Origin of the sequence: Imtechella halotolerans, from assembly GCF_028743515.2 — a bacterium.
Lineage (GTDB): Bacteria > Bacteroidota > Bacteroidia > Flavobacteriales > Flavobacteriaceae > Imtechella > Imtechella halotolerans.
The window spans coordinates 3,009,918-3,026,634 of sequence record NZ_CP117969.2; the positions used below are offsets into that span (position 1 = coordinate 3,009,918).

The 16,717-nt window shown below is 36.0% G+C and carries 16 protein-coding genes; 4 read left to right on the forward strand and 12 right to left on the reverse strand.

What is annotated here, in order from left to right:
• Window positions 1-12: 12 nt before the first annotated feature.
• From PT603_RS13310 to surE, 4 genes are read right to left on the reverse strand one after another with little or no spacing between them, the layout of a single operon-like run.
• Window positions 13-591 (reverse strand): C40 family peptidase, encoded by a 579-nt coding sequence (locus PT603_RS13310; protein WP_008237750.1) that lies wholly within the window; start codon window positions 589-591, stop codon window positions 13-15.
• A 24-nt stretch (window positions 592-615) separates the two neighbouring features.
• Window positions 616-1,731 (reverse strand): lipid-A-disaccharide synthase, encoded by a 1,116-nt coding sequence (gene lpxB, locus PT603_RS13315; protein WP_008237752.1) that lies wholly within the window; start codon window positions 1,729-1,731, stop codon window positions 616-618.
• A gap of 27 nt (window positions 1,732-1,758) precedes the next feature.
• On the reverse strand, window positions 1,759-2,040 hold the full coding sequence (locus PT603_RS13320; protein ID WP_008237755.1) for a hypothetical protein: 282 nt from the start codon (window positions 2,038-2,040) through the stop codon (window positions 1,759-1,761).
• The gene (gene surE, locus PT603_RS13325; RefSeq protein WP_008237757.1) at window positions 2,033-2,809 is read right to left on the reverse strand and encodes a 5'/3'-nucleotidase SurE; all 777 of its coding nucleotides are present in this window, start codon (window positions 2,807-2,809) and stop codon (window positions 2,033-2,035) included. The genes PT603_RS13320 and surE overlap by 8 nt, the downstream gene beginning before the upstream one ends.
• 249 nt (window positions 2,810-3,058) lie before the next feature.
• Between surE and PT603_RS13330 the strand changes: the two genes are divergently transcribed.
• Window positions 3,059-5,167: a carboxy terminal-processing peptidase gene (locus tag PT603_RS13330; protein ID WP_008237758.1), complete on the forward strand. Its 2,109-nt coding sequence runs from the start codon at window positions 3,059-3,061 to the stop codon at window positions 5,165-5,167.
• 1 nt (window position 5,168) lies between these two features.
• Window positions 5,169-6,275 (forward strand): ABC transporter permease, encoded by a 1,107-nt coding sequence (locus tag PT603_RS13335; protein WP_008237760.1) that lies wholly within the window; start codon window positions 5,169-5,171, stop codon window positions 6,273-6,275.
• A gap of 33 nt (window positions 6,276-6,308) precedes the next feature.
• Here the strand turns inward: PT603_RS13335 and PT603_RS13340 are convergent, their stop codons facing one another.
• From PT603_RS13340 to purH, 7 genes are all read right to left on the reverse strand, one after another.
• Entirely contained in the window at window positions 6,309-6,797 is a 489-nt protein-coding gene (locus PT603_RS13340; protein WP_008237763.1) for a hypothetical protein, read from the reverse strand.
• 81 nt (window positions 6,798-6,878) lie between these two features.
• Complete coding sequence (gene rodA / locus PT603_RS13345) at window positions 6,879-8,171, reverse strand: rod shape-determining protein RodA (protein WP_008237765.1); 1,293 nt, start codon at window positions 8,169-8,171, stop codon at window positions 6,879-6,881.
• Window positions 8,171-10,033, reverse strand: coding sequence for a penicillin-binding protein 2 (gene mrdA / locus PT603_RS13350; protein ID WP_008237776.1), 1,863 nt, complete (start codon window positions 10,031-10,033; stop codon window positions 8,171-8,173). The genes rodA and mrdA overlap by 1 nt, the downstream gene beginning before the upstream one ends.
• Window positions 10,030-10,536 carry a hypothetical protein gene (locus PT603_RS13355; protein ID WP_008237778.1) on the reverse strand — a complete coding sequence of 169 codons (507 nt, stop codon included), beginning with the start codon at window positions 10,534-10,536 and terminating at the stop codon, window positions 10,030-10,032. The genes mrdA and PT603_RS13355 overlap by 4 nt, the downstream gene beginning before the upstream one ends.
• 4 nt (window positions 10,537-10,540) lie before the next feature.
• Window positions 10,541-11,362: a rod shape-determining protein MreC gene (gene mreC / locus PT603_RS13360; protein WP_008237779.1), complete on the reverse strand. Its 822-nt coding sequence runs from the start codon at window positions 11,360-11,362 to the stop codon at window positions 10,541-10,543.
• Between the two features lie 22 nt (window positions 11,363-11,384).
• Window positions 11,385-12,413 carry a rod shape-determining protein gene (locus PT603_RS13365; RefSeq protein WP_008237780.1) on the reverse strand — a complete coding sequence of 343 codons (1,029 nt, stop codon included), beginning with the start codon at window positions 12,411-12,413 and terminating at the stop codon, window positions 11,385-11,387.
• A 54-nt stretch (window positions 12,414-12,467) separates the two neighbouring features.
• The gene (gene purH / locus PT603_RS13370; RefSeq protein ID WP_008237781.1) at window positions 12,468-14,000 is read right to left on the reverse strand and encodes a bifunctional phosphoribosylaminoimidazolecarboxamide formyltransferase/IMP cyclohydrolase; all 1,533 of its coding nucleotides are present in this window, start codon (window positions 13,998-14,000) and stop codon (window positions 12,468-12,470) included.
• Between the two features lie 124 nt (window positions 14,001-14,124).
• Here purH and PT603_RS13375 point away from each other — a divergent pair, with 124 nt between their 5' ends.
• Window positions 14,125-15,375, forward strand: a complete 1,251-nt coding sequence (locus PT603_RS13375) for an ABC transporter permease (RefSeq protein ID WP_008237782.1) — start codon at window positions 14,125-14,127, stop codon at window positions 15,373-15,375.
• A gap of 70 nt (window positions 15,376-15,445) precedes the next feature.
• On the opposite strand, the gene PT603_RS13380 is transcribed toward PT603_RS13375, so the two are convergent.
• Window positions 15,446-15,904 (reverse strand): XrtF-associated fRMsr-like GAF protein, encoded by a 459-nt coding sequence (locus tag PT603_RS13380; RefSeq protein WP_040488603.1) that lies wholly within the window; start codon window positions 15,902-15,904, stop codon window positions 15,446-15,448.
• Window positions 15,905-16,227: 323 nt separating this feature from the next.
• On the opposite strand from PT603_RS13380, the gene PT603_RS13385 reads away from it, so the two are divergent.
• On the forward strand, window positions 16,228-16,641 hold the full coding sequence (locus PT603_RS13385) for an HYC_CC_PP family protein (RefSeq protein ID WP_008237784.1): 414 nt from the start codon (window positions 16,228-16,230) through the stop codon (window positions 16,639-16,641).
• Window positions 16,642-16,717: the final 76 nt, after the last annotated feature.

Consider the following 16,717-nt stretch of genomic DNA (forward strand, 5'->3'; position numbering starts at 1 on the left):
AATTGGTTTATTTTATAATATTCTTTTTGCCTTTACAAAGGCATTACTCCAGTATCCTTCCTTTAGAGAGGATATAATGACACCTCTTGAGGTTGATGAGTGAATGAATTTAATTTCTTTTCCAGCTTGAACAACCAGACCAACATGGTTGATTCGTTTCCCTCTATTGGTTACAAAAAAAAGTAAATCACCAACACTGACCTGATCCAGTTTTATATCATCTCCTTCACGCGCCATTAGATAAGAGGACCTTTGTAGGGTTATGTCGTGATTAAGAAAAGTTGTGTAGATTAATCCTGAACAATCCATTCCTTGACGTGTAGTTCCACCCATTCTGTACCTTGTTCCTGTATAAGAAAGGGCAGTTTCAATTATGGCGTCGACCTGAGAATTTGAAGAGGTAGGATTCGCTATTTTAAGATCCGTTGTAACAGATGGGAATGTTGGTTCTGTTATGTTTATGTAATTTGGTTCAGTTTTGACTATTCTAGTTGGTGAAACTACTTCTATACGTCTTGTGCTTCCACAAGAAGTTAAGACCAATGCGGTAAGGTAGATGAGTATGGAATGAGGAATTTTTTCTGATAACATAGGGCTGCAAATTAGTAAAAAAAATCAATGTTTATTACTTGAAATAATTAAGTCAGCTGTTTTTTGACTTGCACCGCGTCCACCTAATATCTGTTCTAATCTGTAATATTCCATAAAAAGGTGTTCCCGGTGGTTTTTATCTAATATTTTGCGAAGTTCTATTTCTAACTTTTTAGAGTTGCATTCACCTTGGATTAATTCTGTTACTACCTCCCGGTCCATGATTAAGTTGACCAGCGATATATATTTTAATGTAATTATTCTTTTTGCAATTTGATATGATACCCAATTACCTTTATAGCATACTACTTCAGGTACTTTAAAAAGTGCAGTTTCTAGAGTGGCAGTACCACTTGTTACTATCGCAGCATGCGCAACACTTAAAAGATCATATGTTTTATTGGCAATATAACTGACGTCTTTAGAACCTATGAAGGGCTTATAAAATTCAAATTCCTGACTTGGAGCTCCAGCAATTACAAATTGATATTCAGGAAATTTAGGAAGCATTGTAAGCATGACATTTAACAATTTTTTGATTTCTTGCTTCCTGCTTCCAGGCAGTAATGCTATAATTGGTCGGTCGTCCAGGTTATTTGCCTTTTTGAAATCATCTGGATGGATCTGTTCTCTGTCTGCTATAGCATCAAGCAAGGGATGTCCGACAAAATGCACAGGGAACGAATGCTTTTTTTCGTAAAAATCCTTCTCAAAAGGAAGGATGACATACATTTTATCTACATCTCGCTTGATTGCTTTAATTCGATTTTCTTTCCAAGCCCATAACTGAGGAGAAATGTAATAATGTGTTGGAATACCTCTGAGTTTAGCCCAATGTGCTATACGCATATTAAAACCTGGATAATCTATAAAGATTAACACATCTGGTTTAAAAGCATTTATGTCTTCTTTGCATAAAGTGATGTTTTTTAGTATAGTACGTAGGTTTAGTAGTACTTCTAAAAAACCCATGAAGGCCAGATCTCGATAGTGTTTTACTAAGGTTCCTCCAACTTGTTGCATGAGATCACCACCCCAAAACCGGAATTCGGCCTGTGTGTCTTTTGCTTTAATAGCTTTCATTAGGTTGGAAGCATGTAAATCTCCTGAAGCTTCCCCGGCTATGAGGTAATATTTCATCTTGTTAAAATTTCGACCTGCTTTTATTTATATGAACTTTTCAATTAGTATGAAAATTGCAGTTAGCATAGTAGCTAGAAGGACTCCTCTGGCTCGCTGGTCACGTTTTAATTTTAAAAAACCAAAAAAGGCGAAAAGGTTTAAAATGGCACCCAATGCTAAAATACTTCCAAGATATCCTTGTTCTTGTGCTATTTGTAAAGTGGTAAGAAGGCTAAGTTTTGAAAATATAAAAACATACGCTATGACACCGACAATATTCGCAATAAAACCAACTGTCAATCCAATGAAAAGATCTTTTTTAGTCATTCAGTTTCCAAGTATTTAATTTTTGAATAGCGTGATGAGCCGTTAAATCAAATTGGACAGGTACCACGGAAATATATCCGTTTTCAAGTGCCCATTCATCAGTGTCTTGACCCTTGTCTTGATTTACAAATTTACCAGTTAACCAGTAATAATTTCTTCCTTGAGGATTTACACGTTTGTCAAATTCTTCAGCCCAAAATGCCTTCGCTTGACGACATACCTTAATTCCTTTTATTTCATTTTCTTTAAGCTTAGGTATATTGACGTTAAGAACAACATTTTCTGGGATGCCTTCCTCAAGAGCATTTAATGTAATTCGTTTAATGTAATTTCTGGCTGCATCAAAATCTGCTTCCCAATTATAATCTAGAAGTGAAAAACCAATAGCAGGGATTCCTTCTATTCCTGCTTCTACAGCCGCACTCATAGTTCCTGAGTATATTACATTAATGGATGAATTCGAACCATGGTTAATGCCACTAACACATAAATCTGGTTTTCGATTAAGGAGTTCATTGACTGCAAGTTTTACACAATCTACCGGGGTTCCGCTGCAACTGTATTCTATTTGTTCCCCATCATCTATTGTAATAGGACTGCAGTACAATGTAGAGTTTATAGTTATTGCATGGCCCATTGCACTTTGAGGGCTGTCTGGAGCAACGACTACCACGTCACCCAATTCATTCATGATTTTTATAAGACATCTAAGACCCGGGGCTGTAATACCATCATCGTTAGTTACTAATATTAAAGGCTTTTTTTGCATAAGAAAGAAGGATTGTTTGCAACAAAAATAAGCATTTTAAGGGTTATGAAAAGATTACCGGTCGTTTAACAAAAAATTAGTATCATTGTAAATCAATGGCACAGTTTTTTATATAATTTTAGTGTCAATTCATTTTTCGTAAACTACAGCTGTGTTTAATTGTTGAATGAATACAAGGAAGAAAAAAATAGTAGGACGTTTTTTGTGGACTCAACTAATGTCTATACCACCCTCAAAAATGAAAAAGGAATGAAAAGGAATCTAACCTATTTACTGTTTGTAGTTCTAATTTCGGCTGCCTCATGTAGCTTTACTACGAAGTCTTTTGATAATCCAGATAAAGACAAAGTATTACTTGAAATTATTAAATATGTAGTTGAGAGAGGTCATTTTGATCCTAAATCAACAGATGATGAATACTCTAAAGGAGTGTTCAATAGTTTTATAGAAGCTATAGATGGACAAAAACGATACTTTTTGCAATCGGATATTGATGACTTTAAGAAGTATGAACTAGAGATAGATGATCAATTGAAAAACAATTCACTTGAGTTTTTTAATGTATCTCACGAACGACTTTTAAAGCGTATGGAAGAGTCAAAAGCAATTGTTGAAGAAGTGCTCGTTGATCCTTTTGATTTTTCTACTCAAGAAACTATTAATGTGGATTATGAAAATTTACCATATGCCACCAATAAGGCTAATTTAAAAGAACGTTGGCGTAAACTTTTAATGTTCTCTACATTGTCGAGTTATCATAGTAAAATGAAAGAGAATAGTAATTCTGAAAACCCTCGAAGCTCTGCTGAAATTGAAAAAGAAGCTAGAGAGGCAACTCGCAAAACTATTATGGAGTCGTTTGGGTTAATGAATGATTTACAGCGTCGTGATTGGTTCTCAATGTATGTTAATAGTCTTGTCGAAGAATTTGATCCACATACTAATTATTTTGCCCCTGAGGATAAGGATCGTTTTGATGTGAGTATGTCAGGTAAATTTGAAGGTATAGGTGCTCGTTTACAAAAACGTACCGATGGAATAAGAATAGTTGAAGTTATTTCGGGTGGACCTGTATGGAAAGAGAAAAGCCTTGAGGTTGGTGATGAAATAATGAAGGTTGCCCAAGAGGGAGAACAGCCCGTTGACATTGCAGGTATGCGTTTGGACGATGCAGTAAAGTTGATTAAGGGACCTAAAGGGACCAAGGTGTTTCTTACAGTGAAACGAGTAGATGGTACTAATGAGGTTGTGTCGATTGTTCGTGATATTGTTGAATTGGAAGAATCTTATGCCAAAACGGCCTTAGTAAGTCATAAAAATCACACTTTTGGAGTCATTAATTTACCTAAGTTTTATATAGATTTTAAAGATTATAAGGAGCGAAATGCGGCCTCAGATGTTGCACTTGAAATTGAAAGATTAAAGGCAGAAGGAATGGATGGTCTGGTACTTGATTTACGTGATAATGGTGGAGGATCTTTGAAAACTGTTGTAGATATGGCAGGTTTCTTTATAAAAGAGGGCCCCGTGGTTCAAGTAAAATCGGCCGGTCAACGTAAGGATGTCTTAAGTGATACCGATAAATCGATACTGTGGGATGGTCCTTTGGTGATTCTTGTGAACGAATTATCGGCTTCTGCTTCTGAGATTTTGGCTGCTGCTATGCAGGATTATAAACGTGCTATTGTAATTGGAAGCAAACAAACCTATGGGAAGGGAACCGTTCAGAATGTGATTGATTTAAATCAGTTTTTGCAAAACAGTGATTTAGGAGATGTAGGAGCTTTGAAAATAACAACTCAAAAGTTTTATCGTATTAATGGTGGGTCTACTCAATTAGAGGGCGTTAAGGGTGATGTAGTGGTTCCTGATCGTTACAGTTATATTAATATAGGAGAAAAGGATCAGAAAAATCCGTTGTCATGGGATCGTATAGAACCGGCTTCTTATGAAAAGTGGGACGGGATAATGAATTATGAAGAAACCGTGAAGAATAGTCAAGAGCGTATGGCTAACAATGACTATTTGAAGCTGGTTGATGAAAATGCAAGATGGGTTAAAAAGCAACAAGACAATATGGTCTATCCACTTAATTATGAGGCCTTCAAGCGGGAGTTGGAAAAAGATGAAAGCATGGCGAAGCGTTTCAAAAAACTTTCTGAATACAAAACAAATCTAACATTCTTATCATTACCTTATGAGCAAAAAGAGGTGGAGAAGGATGAGGAGCTTAAATTACGTAGAGATCGTTGGCACGAAGCACTTTCGGGGGATGTATATGTAGAGGAAGCCATTAATGTGTTAACTGATTTAAAAGAAGCTACAGTTAAACAACGTGTAGCGGCTATAAAAGGATAGTATGAATGAACAAGTCAGTTCATTAACAACACTGGCGCTCCAAAAGTTTAAAAGAAACTTTTGGGGCGTTTTAAGTTTGTGTTTTATTACATGCTGTGGCTTACTTGCCGTATTTGCGTATGTTTTGGCTCCAGATAATTCGGTTAATGCGAATCATATGCAACTTACCATTCATTCGCAGCCTCCAGGTTTTTCAGTTGATATGCTAAGGATACCTTCCGAAAATAAAGAAACACAATCTGTTTTGAGTCGTTGGTTTTTTGGAAGTCGGGCAACGGAAACTGAAATTCCAATAGTTTCCTATAAGGTGGTGGATTCTTTGTTGTATTATAATGAATATCTACCCGATGGCGTGATGGGGTTGGAAAAGGTGGTTCCTTTATCGAAATGGGGAGCTGATGCCACTTCTGATGTTGTGGAAAAATGGATTGATACTAGAACATTTTGGCTAGGGACAGATAAGTATGGTCGAGATATGTTAAGCAGAATGCTTGTGGGAACTCGAATTTCTTTTTCAATTGGGTTTATAGCAGTTTTTATTTCTCTGATTATTGGAATTACGCTGGGGGCTTTGGCAGGTTATTTTGGAGGAAGAATTGATGCTTTAATTATGTGGTTTATTAATGTAACTTGGTCTATACCTACTTTACTGCTTGTTATTGCCATGACATTGGCACTAGGTAAGGGTTATTGGCAAGTTTTTATTGCAGTAGGATTGACTATGTGGGTTGAGGTTGCTAGGGTTGTGAGAGGTCAAGTTTTGAGTGTAAAAGAGACACAGTATGTCACTGCTGCAAAGGCATTGGGATATGGACATCTGCGCATTGTCTTCAAGCATATTTTGCCAAATGTTATGGCCCCAGTCATTGTGATTGCGGCTGCTAATTTTGCCTCAGCAATTTTGGTAGAAAGTGGGTTGAGCTTTTTAGGGATTGGGGCACAGCCTCCCACACCAAGTTGGGGTGCTATGATTAAGGATCATTACAGTTATATTATTTTAGGAAAAGCATATTTAGCATTGGTGCCTGGGGTTGCCATAATGAGTCTTGTGATGGCATTTATGCTTGTAGGTAACGGGCTTAGAGATGCCTTAGATGTAAAAAATTAAAGTCCGCAATTAGCGGACTTTATGTATTAGTAATTATTGTTTTCTTCTGGTGAATTCACGTTCTGCTTTCTCTTGTTTGAACTGTAGTTCTTTTAATTTAATTCGCTGATTGCCTATTTTATGTTCCCATTTTTGCATTTGTTCAGCTGTTAGTTTACCCTTTAGCCTTTTTTGATTGTAGCTATGTTGATCTCTTGTGATTTTTAATTCAGCTTTGCGAACACGATCTTGTGCCTTGATCATCTGTTTTTCTGCTTTTTGAGTTTTAGCTAGTGCACGTTCAGCTTTTTTTTGGGCCTTTTCAGCTCGTTTGCGCTGTTTTTCTAGGTTTTTAGCAGCTTTGATTTCTTTAGCTTTTTTCTTGTCTTCTTCTTTCTGAATGCGTGCTTGTTCTTTTGCTAGCGATTTTTCAAGTTTAAGTTGTGTCGCAATTGAATCTTGGATTTTGACATTTTCTTGAGCAGGGGCTTGCCAAGCTATAAGGCTTAGTAATAGAAAAAGTACTGTAAAATTCGTCTTCATAGATTATTTTTAGTTTAAAAGATAATATTGCTTAATTACGGAGATGCAAATGTATAGAAAACTAATTGAAAGTAGTTATGCCTATCGCTCCATCCAATCATTAATGCGATTGGCATCGAACTTTAAAAATATAAATAATAGAATAGTGAAGCCCCATAATCCAGAACCACCGTAACTAAAAAAGGGTAATGGTATACCAATAGTGGGTAATAAGCCAATCACCATACCAATGTTGATCATAAAGTGGAAAAACAATATCGATACCACGCTATATCCATAAATTCTACTGAATTGTGATTTTTGTCTTTCAGCAAGATAGAGTAGACGAAGTAATAGGGCGGTAAATAGTAATACAACTAATGATGTACCTATAAATCCCCATTCTTCCCCTAATGTTGTAAAAATGTAGTCTGTGTCTTGTTCGGGAACAAAGTTTCCTTTGGTACGTGTTCCCTCCATGAAACCTTTGCCAAGTATTCCTCCTGATCCAATAGCTGTTTCAGACTGATGGGTGTTGTATCCTACAGTGCGTTTGAGTTGATCATTATTAGTAATTTCATTATCTAAACGCAGCCAAAGACTAAATCGGTCTCTGTGGTGTTGTTTAAAGACGTTTTCATAGACCATATTAGTTGAAAAGGATACGAGACCACAAAGTAGTACCATGGCAATAATTGGAAAGATACTAACTTTCTTAGCGCGTTTTTTTCTAAGGTAGTAATATAATGCTCCTAAAATAAAAGAGGTTAGGATTGTAAGAACTAAACCGAACTTAAGTGTAGATATAAAAATGATGGTTAACAATGTACCTACTACTAGGTAGGCTGCTGGTAATCCTTCACGATACATTACAAAAAAGAAGGATGCATAAACAACCGTACTTCCTGGGTCAGGTTGCAGTATAATAAGTAAAGCTGGTATAGCAAGAATTGCAAATAGTCTAAGTTGATCTGAAAAAAGTTTTATATTAGTTTGAATGTCACTGAGATATTTAGAAACTGCCAATGCTGTGGCCACCTTAGCAAATTCTGAGGGTTGTAGGGTGAAGGGACCAATACTGTACCAGGCAGTAGCTCCATTGATATTTTTTCCAAATAGAAATAATCCTGCTAAAAGTACAATAGATGATAGGTAGAAAATACTAGCAAATCGTTCATAAAATTTAGCCTCAATGGAAAGTACAAATATAATTAACAAAACACTTAGACAAATGAAAATAAGTTGTTTGCCGTATGGTTGGTCTAGGTTAAATAAAGCTGAATTTTCATGAACATGTGTTGTGGAGTAAATATTTAGCCAACCAATACCAACTAGAGCTAAGTATAGCAATATACTCAACCAATCGATTTTTTGTAATACAACATTTTTGGCCATTAGCGGTTAATTGTAAATGGTTTGCCACTATAGGGTTTGGCATATTCTTCTTCTAAACTTTTTTCGAGCATTCGCTTTTCAAGGTGAGTTCGAGTAATTTCCCCTTTCAAATATTTTTCAATCATTAAAGAAGCTATAGGTCCTGCCACTCTCGCTCCGTAATATCCATTTTCTACAAAAACCGCAATGGCTATTTTAGGATCTTCAATAGGAGCAAAGGCCACAAATATGGAATGATCGGTAAGCTGCATTCGAACTCCATTTACACGAACGTAGTTCTCCGCAGTTCCTGTTTTGGCTCCTATATTAATTCCTTCCATTTGAGCACCTCTCGCAGTACCATCAGTATAGGCTTTATGCATTCCCTGGATGATTGGTTCAAAGTGTTTCGAATCAATAGTGGTGTATTTTGGTTTTACGTATTCTTCAAATTTAATGGGTTCATTGTTAATTTTTTTTATAATGTGTGGAGTGTAAAAAAATCCTCGGTTAGCCACAGCTGCAAATACATTCGCCAATTGAATGGGGGTGGTTACTGATTCTCCTTGACCGATGGCATTGGAAATATTAAAGGTAGGTCCCCATCTGTTCTTTCCATATAATCGATCATATAAATCGCTATTAGGTATTTTACCTGGACGGCCGGCTGGAAGATCATACCCAAGAAAATCTCCAAGTCCAAAACTTTTAACATGTGAATGCCAAACATCCATTCCTTCCTTAGAGGATGGGAATTTTTCAATTGTTTTACGATAGGTATTAGCAAAGTATGAATTACAAGATTTAGCAATACCGTAGTCTAATTGATTGCTAGCACGTCCACAATGACATCTCATAATGCGACTTCCATAGCGATAGCCTCCGTTGCATGAAAAACTAGTGTGTTCGTCAATGATTCCTTCTTGAAGTCCTATTAATGCTGTAATGATTTTAAAAGGAGAACCAGGTGGATACTCTGCTAATAGTCCGCGATCATACAAAGGTTTTGCTATTGAATCATTATATAAAGCCGTATAATTTTTGGAACGTTTTCGACCTACAAGTAAATTAGGATCGTAGGTGGGTGCAGATACCAAAGCAAGGATCTCTCCTGTCTTGGGTTCTATAGCAACAATTCCACCATGTTTTTTTTGCATCAATAATTCACCATAAGCTTGTAAGTCCTCATCTATGGTGAGGTGAACGTCTTTACCTGGAACTGGTAGGGTATCGTAGAGACCATCTTTGTACCTTCCAATTTGTCTGTTGAATCGATCTTTTTGAAGGTATTTTACTCCTTTTTTACCACGTAAATATTCTTCATATTGCATTTCTACCCCTTGTCTTCCTATGAGTTCTCCAGATTGATAGTAGGGATTACGAGCCATATCACGTTCGTTTACCTCGCTAATATAACCAAGAATGTTACCTCCGACATGCGTTAGATAATGACGTAAAGAACGTTTTTGAATATAAAACCCGTTGTATTTACGCATTTTTTCTTGAAGAATTGCGTATTCTTCTTTAGACAATTGAGGAATAAAAACCGAAGGTTTGATGGGAGAATAGGTCCGTGCTTTATGAAAGCGTTGAGTGAAATCCTCCTTTGTGATATTTAGAAGCGAGCAAAATTCTAGGGTATCTATGTCTTTAACCTCCCTAGGGATGATCATAATATCATACGCTGGTTGATTTGCAACCAATAGATTTCCATTTCTATCATAAATATAGCCTCTCTCCGGATAATCATAAACGGCTTCAATGGCAACATCCTGCTCGATATTTTTATCTGAGATGTCAGATACTACCTGTAGGTAGTATAATCGAGCTAGAAGCGCTATGGCTGTTAGAATAATTAAGGATGCTAAGAGTAGCTTTCTCATGATTTTTTAGGACTAAATAGCGTAATAACCAACATGCTTATTAATAAGGTAAAGAATCCAGTGACTCCAGTTTTAATTAAAATTGAAGGAAGGTGGTTAAAGCTAAAAATCTCTAAGGAATATAATACCAAATGATGTGTTAAAATTAGTAGAGAGACATAGGTGAATCGTGGGGCAAATAGCGTATTACCTAATTTTATGGTTTGAAATTCATAACTAGTACCAAAAGACAATCGCAATAATAAAGGTCTTAAATAGGCAGCAAAGACGCTTGCACCAGCATGTATTCCTCCGGTGTCTCCAAACATGTCAATAGTTAGGCCTAACAAGAAAGAAAGACCTATAAAGAGTATGCGTTGCTCTTTAAAAGGGTACCAAATAATAAATAAAACGTAAAGCATTGGATTGGAGAAACCGAATAAATTAATATTATTCAGCAGTACTACTTGAAGTAGTACCAATACGATGAAACGTGTGCTATTTGTTAGTATATCGTTATTCATTACATTAATTGGTATCCTGCTGCAGCTGCTGTTGTTCTTCCCGCCAACGATTTTTTATGATATAAACATGTCCAATATTTGACATATCATTGAATAAGGTAACTTCAATAACGAATGAGTTGTCGTTTGCGTTTAATTCAAAAGATGAAATTTTTCCAATTGGTATGCCCTTTGGGAAAATGGTTGACATTCCTCCTGTTACAATAGTATCCCCTTTTTTAACATTGGCTTGTCTAGGTATATCGACTAGTTGCACTTGGTTCAATTCTCTTGTGTCCCATTTTAAGGTTCCAAAGTGATTTGAATTTTTAAGTTGAGCATTGGTTAAAGATAGCTCGTTGAGAAGGGTTTGTACGGTGGCAAAATTTTTGGATGTGTTTTCTACAATTCCAACAACACCATTAGACGTTATGACCCCCATGTCTTGTACTAGACCATCCTTTGTGCCTTTGTCAATAGTGAGGTAGTTTTTGGCATGCTGTATACTATTTTTAATAACAGATGCCGATATAACATGGTATTGATTTAGCACACTGGTAGAATCCATCGTTAACTCAGGTTCAGTCGAGAATCCTTTGTTTATGGTTACTTCTCTAAGTCTTCTATTTTCTTCAATAAGAAGTTCGTTTTGGCTTTTTAAAGAAAAATAATCTGACCAATTATTGAAGGTCTTGAACACCCCTCCAGTTAGCCAATTGGCAGAATTTATAAACTTACTGCGTTGATATGAATTGGCCTGGACCGTAAATAATAGTGAAAGCGTAAAGAGCAACAAGAAGACAATGAAATTTTTATGTCTTATGAAAAAGTTGATAATCTGATGCATTCACTTAAGGGATGTTTTTGGTTTATTTTATAAGTATACTTTTAAAGCGTTCTAGATTTTTCAATGAAATCCCTGTGCCTCTTACTACAGCACGTAGTGGGTCTTCTGCTATGTAAACAGGTAAATCAGTTTTCATGGAAAGCCTTTTGTCGAGACCTCTTAGCATAGAACCTCCTCCTGCAAGATAAATTCCAGTATTATAAATATCTGCTGCAAGTTCTGGAGGTGTTTGGGATAATGTTTCCATGACAGCATCCTCAATGCGTAAAATTGATTTGTCTAGAGCCTTAGCAATTTCGCGATAAGAAACTTGAACTTGTTTAGGTTTTCCAGTTAAAAGATCACGTCCTTGAACCGACATTTCATCTGGAGGGATGTCTAAATCTTCTGTGGCAGCTCCAATGGATATTTTGATATTCTCTGCGGTACTTTCTCCAACATATAAGTTGTGTTGAGTTCGCATGTAGTAAATAATATCATTGGTAAATACATCACCAGCAATTTTGACAGATTTATCACATACAATTCCACCAAGTGCAATTACGGCAATTTCAGTAGTACCACCTCCAATGTCAACAATCATATTACCTTTAGGTTGCATGATATCTAAACCTATACCAATGGCTGCAGCCATTGGTTCATGAATAAGATATACCTCTTTACCATTAACACGTTCACAAGATTCTTTTACTGCACGCATTTCTACTTCGGTTATTCCAGAAGGAATACAAACCACCATACGCAAAGACGGAGGAAAAAGTTTTTTCTTTAATGCTGGAATATTTTTAATGAATTGATTTATCATTTGTTCCGAAGCATCAAAATCTGCAATAACTCCGTCTTTGAGTGGGCGAATGGTTTTTATATTTTCATGAGTTTTTCCCTGCATGAGATTTGCTTCTTTACCAACGGCTATAATTTTTCCGCTGATTCGATCACGAGCCACGATTGAAGGGCTGTCTACTACCACTTTGTCATTGTGGATGATTAGAGTGTTGGCTGTACCTAAGTCTATAGCAATTTCCTCTGTTAAGAAGTCAAAAAATCCCATGTGTAATTTAGCGTATGTATTATGTGTGTATGTTAACTTTCAAAGGTAACAAAATTAATGTTTAAAATGGCGGGTCCCAGTAAATACCATTGAAATATTGTGCTCATTACAATAGTCAATACTCAATTGATCTTTAATAGATCCCCCTGGTTGAATTACGCTTGTTATTCCTGCATTGTCAGCAATTTCCACGCAATCTGGGAAAGGGAAAAATGCGTCACTAGCCATAACAGCTCCTTGTAAATCGAATTCAAAAGAAGTAGCTTTTTCAATAGCCTGTCGAAGTGCATCAACACGGCTGGTTTGACCCGTGCCACTAGCACATAATTGCTTGTTTTTAGCTAAAACTATAGTGTTCGATTTTGTGTGTTTGCAAATTTTTGCAGCAAACAACAAGTCTTCTAACTCACTTTCAGATGGATTATTGTTAGTCATATATGTTAAATCCTCAATAACATCTGTTTTTGAATCTTTGTCTTGAACAAGTACTCCGTTTAAACATGTGCGAATAGTGGATTCAGGTAACTGAACATCATTTTGTACCAAAATGATTCTGTTTTTCTTTTCTTTAAGGATTTCAATTGCATCTTCTTCAAAGATTGGTGCGATCACAACTTCACAGAAAAGATTGTTTATTTCTTCGGCTGTTTCTTTGTCAATAGTATTATTGGCAATTAGAATTCCTCCAAAGGCAGAAGTAGGGTCACACGCAAGGGCGTCTAGATAGGCTTCCTTGATAGTGGCTCTTGTGGCTATCCCGCAGGCATTGTTGTGTTTTAATATGGCAAAAGTAGGTGCGTCATTTTTAAATTCACTCATTAAATTTACTGCGGCATCAACGTCTAAAAGGTTGTTGTAAGAAAGCTCTTTTCCATGAAGCTTATCGAACATGGCCTCAAGGTCTCCATAGAAATACCCTTTTTGATGAGGATTTTCTCCGTAACGTAATTCCTGACCTTTTTGCTCACTTACCTTATGTACTGGAAGCTGCTCTGTTTGATTAAAATAATTGAAGATGGCCGTGTCGTAATGGGATGAAACATTAAAAGCTTTAGCGGCAAAACGTTTTCTTTGATCTAAAGAAGTAGCTCCATCATTTGATTGAAGAACTTCAAGAACTTCCGCATAGTCTTCCATTGAAGCTACACATAATACATCCCTGAAATTTTTTGCTGCGGCCCTAATTAATGAAATTCCACCAATGTCGATTTTTTCAATAATATCTTGCTCAGATGCTCCACTGGCGACTGTTTTTTCAAATGGATATAAGTCTACAATAACTAGATCAATCTGTGGGATTTCGTATTGGGCCAATTCGGCAACGTCACTTGGATTATCTTGGCGATTTAAGATTCCTCCAAAAACTTTAGGATGCAATGTTTTAACTCGCCCTCCTAAAATTGAAGGGTAACTTGTAACATTTTCTACTGGAACTACACTAATACCTAAATCTCTAATGAAAGTCTCGGTGCCGCCTGTGGAATATATGGTTACGCCCAATGCGTCCAATTGTTTTACTATAGGTTCGAGCCCTTCTTTACTAAATACTGAAATTAACGCGGATTGTACTGTTTTTGTAGTGTTCATTTTTGATGTGTTGTATTTGAGTGCAAAAGTAGTTTTTTGAAGTTATTTTTTAGGGATAAAAGCTTGAAAAATTTATATTTTTTTAGTAGATTTTAATGCTTAATCACAGATACAATATTCAACTATGTTAGTGTATTTACGCGTTTTTAAGGAAAGTTTCAATTTTGCTATCAATGCACTAAGAAACAATAAGTTGAGGACCTTTCTCTCTCTGTTAGGAGTTACGATCGGTATTTTCTCTATTATTGCTGTATTGGCAGCTGTTGATTCTTTGGATAGGAATATCAAGGAAAACCTGTCAGGACTTGATATGAATACCATGTATATTAGTAAATATTCCTTTGGTCCAACGGATGTTCCTAGATGGCAGAGAGATAATTTTCCGCAAACTAGCTATCAAGAATATGAGTTTATACAACGTAATGTAGCGGATGTAGAGGAAGTTGCCTATGTTATTTTTGGTGCTCGGGAAACTGTCAAGTCGGAAGGTGTAACCTTAACAAATATAGAAGTGGTTCCTGTGACAAGTGAGATTTATGATATTGAGGAGTTTAAAGTTGAACAAGGTCGGTTTTACACTCAGGCCGAATCCTATTCTGGCGCAGCAGTGGTAGTTTTGGGATACGGAGTTGCAGAGAAATTATTTGAAAATGCGAATGCTATAGGTAAGCAGGTGAGAATATATGGTAGAAGGCTTACTGTAATTGGGGTATTGAAGAAGTTTGGTGCGCAATTGTTTGATTCTCCGGATGAAAAAGTGTACGTACCAGCTAATTTTGTTCGTAGGTTTATGAATAGTGGACCACAAGGAGTTCCTGGAGCAATTATTTTAAAACCTAAGAAGGATGTGGATATAGCAGCTTTTGAGGAAGTATTAGTTCAGAAACTTAGAAATTATAGAGGAATGAAATATGAAGATCCTACTAATTTTTTTGTCAATAAGATGTCTGGGCTTCGTGACGCTGTAGATAACATTATTGGAATGATGAATATGGTTGGATGGGTAATTGGAGGTTTTTCTATATTAGTAGGAGGGTTTGGAATAGCTAATATCATGTTTGTTAGTGTGAAAGAGCGTACTAGCCTTATAGGTATTCAAAAATCATTGGGCGCTAAGAATAAATTTATTCTTTTCCAATTTTTGTTTGAGGCAGTTATTTTAGCATTTATTGGAGGTTTAATTGGGTTATTTTTGGTTTGGGTCGTATCTATTATTGCATCTTCTATGACAGGTGATTTCAAATTTGTACTTTCTTTGGGCAATATGGTTTTAGGATCTGCAGTTGCAGTAACTATAGGGTTGATTTCTGGGATTGTCCCAGCATGGAGCGCATCAAGGCTTGACCCTGTAGAGGCAATACGTACAGGAATGTAATACACATAGGTATTTAAAAAGAATAAAGCTCCAATTTTGGAGCTTTATTCTTTTTAAGGTATACATGGCATTATTTCATTATTTCAGCCACTTTTTTATTCACAAATTCTAAAAACGTAACATCTTCTTCTGAAAAAGGGTCGGCAGTATGTGAATCAATATCAATTTGACCTACGTTAACACCATCTACGAAGAGAGGAATTACAATTTCAGCCTTAACATATATACTGCAAGCAATGTAGTTGTCTTGTGCTTTTACATCAGGAACTACAAAGTTCTGGTTGGAGACTGCTACTTGTCCGCAAATACCCTTACCAAAAGGTATTATAGTGTGATCTGTAGGTTCTCCAGCAAATGCCTTTAGCTTCAGTTCTTCTTTATCTCCATTCCTAAAATAAAACCCAACCCAATCGTAATATGGCACTGTGCTTTGTAAAAGTTCGCATACGGTTGTTAATTTGTCATCAATATTGAGCTGAGCCTCCAAAAGGATGTTTTCCACATGTGGTTTAAGAGATGATAGATTCATATTACAATTTTTTTGTAAAAGTATCATAAAACCATGATACCTAAAAAAGTAATATTTGTATAAAATTGTTAAAAACTCAATGTACGCGACAGTATATATTGAATCCTTTCCATCTGCATTAATTATTTGTTCGTTTTTTACTTCTATTTCCATTGTTTTTTTTGCCTTTAAAGAGTCCCTTTTTTGAGCGCCCAGATTTCAAATTCACCTTTTCTTTTATAATCAATGTTATGTGCATTTTGGAATCATTTTAAAGTTTTAAAAGGGTTAAGGGATTCATAAAATTGTAATTCAATTGAAAAATTTTGTAATTTTGTTTCCAAATGAAATCCTATTTTTCTAAAATAACATCCTTATTACTAGCATTTTTGGTGCTTTTTTCAACGGTCTCATGGGCAATTGATCAGCATTTTTGTGGAGATATGCTTGTGGATACTGCCTTGTTTTCTAAGGCGGAAGGATGTGGTATGGAACTAGCTCCTGTTTCCAATGAAGGGGTGTCGATTTCACAAGAGACATGTTGTTCAGACGAAGCCACAATAGTTCAAGGGCAGGATGTGCTTGATATTCAGACATTCAAATTAAAATGGGAACAACAAGTATTTGTTGAGGCTTTTGTCTACAGTTATCTCGATTTGTTTGAAAACCTAGACAAAAATGTTATTCCTTTTAAAGATTATATTCCACCCTTACTGGTCCAGGATATTCAGGTTTTAAACGACACTTTCATTATTTAATTTATCTAAACGGTTGATTAGACTATGCGTGCATTGTATGGTCTTTAATTTTATTGGCTTTAATCAATAATCGTTT